Annotated in this window: 1 protein-coding gene; it reads left to right on the top strand. The window is 61.9% G+C overall.

Translation table 11 applies throughout. From position 1 onward, the window contains the following. Window positions 1-5884 (top strand): hypothetical protein (locus ABX749_RS18840; protein WP_372897320.1); only part of this gene is annotated, 5884 nt, incomplete at both ends.

The raw sequence follows: 5884 nt of genomic DNA, 5'->3' as shown, positions 1-5884 counted from the left end.
CGTGATGACCGTTTTTATCGCTATCACCATCGTTTGGATCATTGTCACGCTGGTCGGCCATTTGTCATGGCTGGTCGTCGCGGCACTCTTCCACGCGATTGCGGGTCGCGACGAGGCGGCGACAAAAGTGATCGATCGCGACGAAGACGCTCAGGCCGCAAACCGTGTGATCAGCCGCATGGCCGCGGCGCTGCTGATCAGCCCCGCCGAAGCGCAGAAACTCCGCGGCAAGATCAACCAGCTCGATCACGCCACCTGGCAGAGCACCGCCCAGCCGACGGAAGTCCAGCGGGATCTCGAAGGCCAAACCCCGGCCGCGGCGTCTGAGGTTGCCCCGATCGGTTCGTCTGCGGCTGCACCGTCGGCACGCATCAAAAACGATGCCGCCGGCACGCGACAACCCACACTCGACGAATTCCTGGCGCCGCGTCCAACTGTCGTCGCCGCCACGCCCGCCGCCGCCACGCCCGCCGCCGAACATTCCCAAGCGACGGCCCAACGGGTTTCTCAAGCGCCGACCGTTTTTTCGCCGCGTGCGTCACTCGGTCAATCGCTTGCCGAGTTCTTGGCGGCACACAACATCCGTTGGGGTGAGTTGATCGCGGGGCTGCTGATCGTCGTCTGTTCGATCGGACTGGTGATGAGTTTGTGGACCACGATCACGCAAATGCACCGCGTGATCCCCTCGTTGATTTTTCTGACCGGCAACACCGCGATCTTCGGCGCCGGGTTGTACACGCTGTTTCGCTGGCGGTTGCAGGACACCAGTCGGGCGACGCTCGTGATCGCGATGCTGTTGGTGCCCTTGGGGATCTTGACCGGGCTATCGACCGGAGGGATCGACGATGCGTCGGTGATGCTCAACGATCCGATCACCGTCTTGTCGATTCTGGGTGCCGGCGCGATCTACATCACGTTGATTTGGCAGTCGAGTCGCGCGCTGGTCGGTTCGTCCGGCGCCCTGGCGATGACGCTCGGTGTCGCCGGCCCGGCCGCCGTGCTGCCCCTGGTGCCTGCCGCGGTCCGCGTTTGGGACGCGTCGGCTGGATATGTCGCGTACGGGGGATCGATTGCCGTCGCGCTCGCGATCACGTTGTTGATTCCACGAAACGCCGACGGGCGACTGAAAGGCAACACGTCGTGGCGCCGCGCGCTGGTGATCGGTGTTTCCACGTTTACCCTGGCCGTGCTTGCCGGATACGTCGCCTTCATGTTGCGGAGCTTTGAATCGGGTTGGCTGGGGATCGCCGTGTCGACGCTTCCCGGCGTGGTGCTGTTGGCGGCGGCGGCAGGCTCTTTGGCGGGCGATCGCCGACGCCCAAAACTGGCGCTCGCGGGAATGGTGATGGCGTCACTGGGGCTACTGGCCGGCGGTGCGCTGTTGATCCCGATGATGACATCGTCGCAGTGGCTTTGGACCTGGGCGGTTTCATTTTCAGTTGCCGCTGTGCTGGCGGCGTTTCTTCTGAATGCTCCGCGTTGGACGGTGATCGCATCGGTCCCGGTCTCGATGGCGTTCTTGCTGAGTTCGCCGGCGTGGGCCACGGATCTCGCCTGGTCGCAGTTTCCGATCTGGAAGCGTTTGGTCGGTGGCGAACCGATGTTGGCGTCGCTGTGCATCGGTGTGGTCACGATGGGGATCGCGTTGCTGTTGCGTCCGGCGGATCAACGCAAGGCGATGACCTGTACTGCGGGCGCGTGGCTGGCCTACGCAACCGCCAATGCCGCCTTGTTGACGGTCGCTCCGACAAGCTGGATGGGAGCGATTCCCGGTTGGGTGTTGCCGGTGTTGCTGGGGCTGGCAGCCGTTGCCCTGGTCGTCGCTGCCACCCGGATCACGTTGCCGATCGATGCCAAGCTGGTCGCGGGGATCGGTACGGCGGTGATGTTTGCCTTTTGGTTATCGATACTGAAACCGCTGGTCATCGGACAACCCTTTCCGGGCTGGATTCCCGCGATGTGGACGCTGCTGGCAACCGCGGGGGCGGGGATGGTTGCCGCGGAGACCTTGTGGAAACAAAGCACGTTGGCGACGGCGTTTCGGGCGACGGCATCCGGATTCCTGCTCGGTGCCGCGGCGATTTCGATTCTGTTGGTGTTTGAGTCGACGGACGTTGAGGCCGTTCATCATGCCAACACACTCAAAGCGATCGCCGTGTCGTTTTCCTGTGTGCTCGCTTGGCTTTGGATCGGACTGACCGATCGTAACACGCTGCATCTGTCTTATGCCCGGTTTCACCTCATCGTGACGGCCGTCATGGTGGGCCATTATTGGTTCAATGATTCCTTGCTGACCGTTGCGGCATGGCGTAGCGGCGAGGCCTTGTGGGCGTGGTCGGGACTGGGGTGGTTGGTCGTCGCCGCGATCACCGGCCGGGACGCCCTGATCGGAGCGTTGAAAAATGTTTCGGAGGGATCGCGAGTTTCATCCTTCGTGGCTCGTTTCAGTTGGTACAACTCGGCCGAACAGCCGTGGGACGTCCTGACCCGAGGGTTGGTCATTCAGACGTCAACGGTGTTATTGGGATTGGGGGCCGCGTTGGGCTTCGGTTCGTTGGTGGTCACCGTCGGTTCGGGAACGGCGACGAGCCTGTTCAACGGATTGACACTGCCGATCGCCGTGCTGTTGGTCAGCGGTCTATTGTTGCACGGGCCGGTGTTGGACGGGCTGGTATCGCACGGGGGTGCCCACGGCGACGCAACGTTCTTCGGCCAGCGATCGGTTTTACCCTGTTTGCATTTGGCCGCCGGATTCGGTTGGATCGGATGGCAGGTCGGGATTCGGATGTTGGTCGACCCGTCGGAACAACTCGTTTTGGCGACTTCATTGGCGGCGGCGGGTTGCTTTGCCATCGAGGTGTTGCGACGTGAATCCGAATCCGGCGATCACGCTTTTGTGTTGGGCGGTTCGACCGCCGGCGGTGTGTTTGCCGCCATTGGATTGGCGTTCATCGCCGTGTCGTCCGGTTGCCTGTTGAGCAGCGGTTGGGTGCCGATGGTGCAGCAACGTGTTCGGCCAGATCAATTCGTCACGCTGTCGGTCGCGGCCTGGTGGGCGACCGCTGCGATTCTGTCCGGCTGGCTCGGCCACCGCAATCGCAGCGGCGTGTTGGCGATCGTCTCCGCAATGCTGGTTCCAGCGGTGGTGATCCTGGTGATGCCGCTTTGGGTACCGGCCCAGTGGTGGGTTTGGATTCAATCCGCGGCGATCGCCAGCGGCGCGTATGCCGTCGCGTTGCGATTCATTCCTCCGCGTTTACGATCCGATCCCGATCAACCGATGCTGCCTCGGGCGATCGATGTGTCGCTGGTGGGCTGTACCGCCGTTGCGATGGTGACTTCGCTGGGCTTGATCACGGGCATCGTGTTGCGAGACGCATCGTGGATGCAGTTGCATCATCCGACGGGATGGGGGCTGTCGACGATGACCGCAGGCCTGATGCTGTTTTGGAATCGACTTGCCGGTCCGGCACTGCGGCTGGCCGGGCCGATCTCGTGGCCGATCATGCTCAGCTTGATGTCGGGCCACGTCGCGATGTGGTTCTCGTTGCTCGCGGCGCCATCGATGTTGCCGCATCAATGGTTGCCGATGGTCTGGACGGCGGTGGCAGCGGTTTCGATTCTCGAAGCTTGCCGCGTTGCGTTTTGGCAGAATTCATCGGTTCGTCTGGACCGATGGCACGCCGGACTCTTGATCGTTGGGGCGACGCTGTTGTGTTTATTTGACGGTTCGATGACCCGTGATGCCACGGTCGGTTTGATCGCCAGTATCGCCGGCGGGATCCTGGTCACGACACGTGCCGTGTTGGCCAACGGGGAGGTTCGACGCGGGCTGTCGATCACGAAACGATCGACGGTGATCACGCGGATGTTCAGTTGGTACGCGGTCGCGAGCGGGTCGGTGTTTGTGTTTCAAATCGTCGAAGCAAATTCTCGATCGGAGTTTGTGCTTTGGACGATGCTGCTGTCGTGGATCGCGGCCTGGGTTTTGGTTTGGCGATTGGGCTGTCCCGACCAAGAGTCGGTCGAACCGGATGCGCGGCGGAGCCGTGCGATGTTGCCCGACAGCGAGGCCGCGATGTTGGTGCTGGCGGCGTTGTCACTGGAGTTGTTGGCCGTGATGATTTCGGCGGTCGATTTCGCCCCGTTGGCGGTTGTGGACGACCCCTTGCTGTGGCTGCGATTGGGGATCGGTCTTGCCGTCGCCCTCTCGGCCAGTTTTCGGCAGGGACGTGCCTCGGTCGGCGAGACAGCGGTGGCGACCGTTCTCGTTTCGGCGACGCTGCTGGGGATCCGAATCGGAGTCGACCGGTTCGCCCGCAGCGAAACCTTGCTCACCGTCGTTTGTCTGGTCGCACCGATGACGCTGGCCGTGATGGTGTTTTCCGCAGCGGGAATCTGCCGCGTGATCAATCGGATCGGCGTCCAGTGGAGCGGCTTGGTGGCCGAGGGGCAGCGACCGGCTTCGATTTCGATCCCGCGTTTCGCAGGCGTGTTGACCCGTGTTGCGACGGGCACGGTGATCTTGGTCGTCGCACTGACGAGTTATTTGTTGTTCGAATACAACTCCAACACCATGGTGCCAATTGCGATCTGCGGCGTCGCCTTGTTGGCCGCTTCGCTGGCGGAATTGGCCGAGCGGACGGGGCGTGAGATCGTTCGACACGTGGCAATGTTTGTCGCGTTGGCATCGATCGCGATGTGGGCCAGTGTGAACGTGGGCAACGATGCTCATCCGATGGTTTCGCTCTCCACACGTTGGTTCGTGGGCTGGGTATTCGTCGCGATCGGATTGTCGTTCGGCGTACCCAAGTTGCTCGGTGCGGACATCTTGGAACGATGGAAGAACGCCGTTCGAAGCGGGTTTGTATTGGCGATCTCACTGGCGATGGTGTCGTTGGTCGCGACGTTGGTCCAAGAAGCGGTCGTTCGGGTTGCCGGCCAAACTGACCAGCTGGTCAAACCCCTGATGTTGGGAATGGCGGCGACACTGGCGCTGTTGAGCGTGATGTCGACGTTGGCGGGGATTTTGAGTGGACCGGGGTATTCGTACCGAGACGCCTGGAAACTGACGGATCGGCAACGCGCCGCCTTGGTCGTTGCGGCGCAGGTGTTTGGCGGATTGACTTGGTTTCATCTGTTCCTGTGCAAGAGTCCGCTGGCGAGTCTGGGGTTGCGAGCGTATTGGCCGTACGTCGTGATGACGTTGGCGTTTGCCAGTGTGGGAATCACCGAATGGGCGCGGCGCCGTGGCGATGAGGTGCTTGAGAAAACGCTCAAGCAGACCGCTTTGTTTTTGCCCTTGGTTCCCGTGATCGGGTTCTGGCTGAGCGGATCGTGGGTGTCGTCACTGTTCGGCGAATCCGACGGCAGTCGATGGACCTACATCCAGGGCCGCGTGTCCTATCAAGGTTTGTTGATTGCGGCGGCGCTTTACTATGGCGTCGTATCGTTCCTGTGGAAGAGCGGCCGGGCGCGGCTGGTTTCGATCATGATCGGGAACGTGGCGTTGTGGGTGATCTTGGTCCAAACGCCGAACTGGGACTTCCTTTCCCATCCACAGGCTTGGTTGATCCCGCCGGCGGTCTGCGTGTTGGTCGCGACGCATTTTCACCGGGATGCACTGGGGGCAAAGACCGCGGCCGCGATTCGTTATGCGGCGACGTTGACGATCTATGTGACCAGCACGGCGGACATGTTGGTTCAAGGGGTCGGTTCGACGATCCTTGGCCCGATCGTCTTGATCGTGCTGGCCTTGCTGGGAGCGGGCGCCGGTGTGGCGCTGCGTGTCAAACCGTTCCTGTACCTGGGGACGACGTTCGTGTTGATCGGCGTGACCAGCATGGTCTGGCATGCCCAGCAACAAATCGGTGCCGTCTGGCCT

The sequence above is a fragment of the Stieleria sp. genome (assembly GCF_041595215.1).
Classification (GTDB): domain Bacteria; phylum Planctomycetota; class Planctomycetia; order Pirellulales; family Pirellulaceae; genus Stieleria; species Stieleria magnilauensis.
Note: the sequence above shows the minus strand (reverse complement) of the source record. Positions and strands in the feature narration are given on the sequence as shown.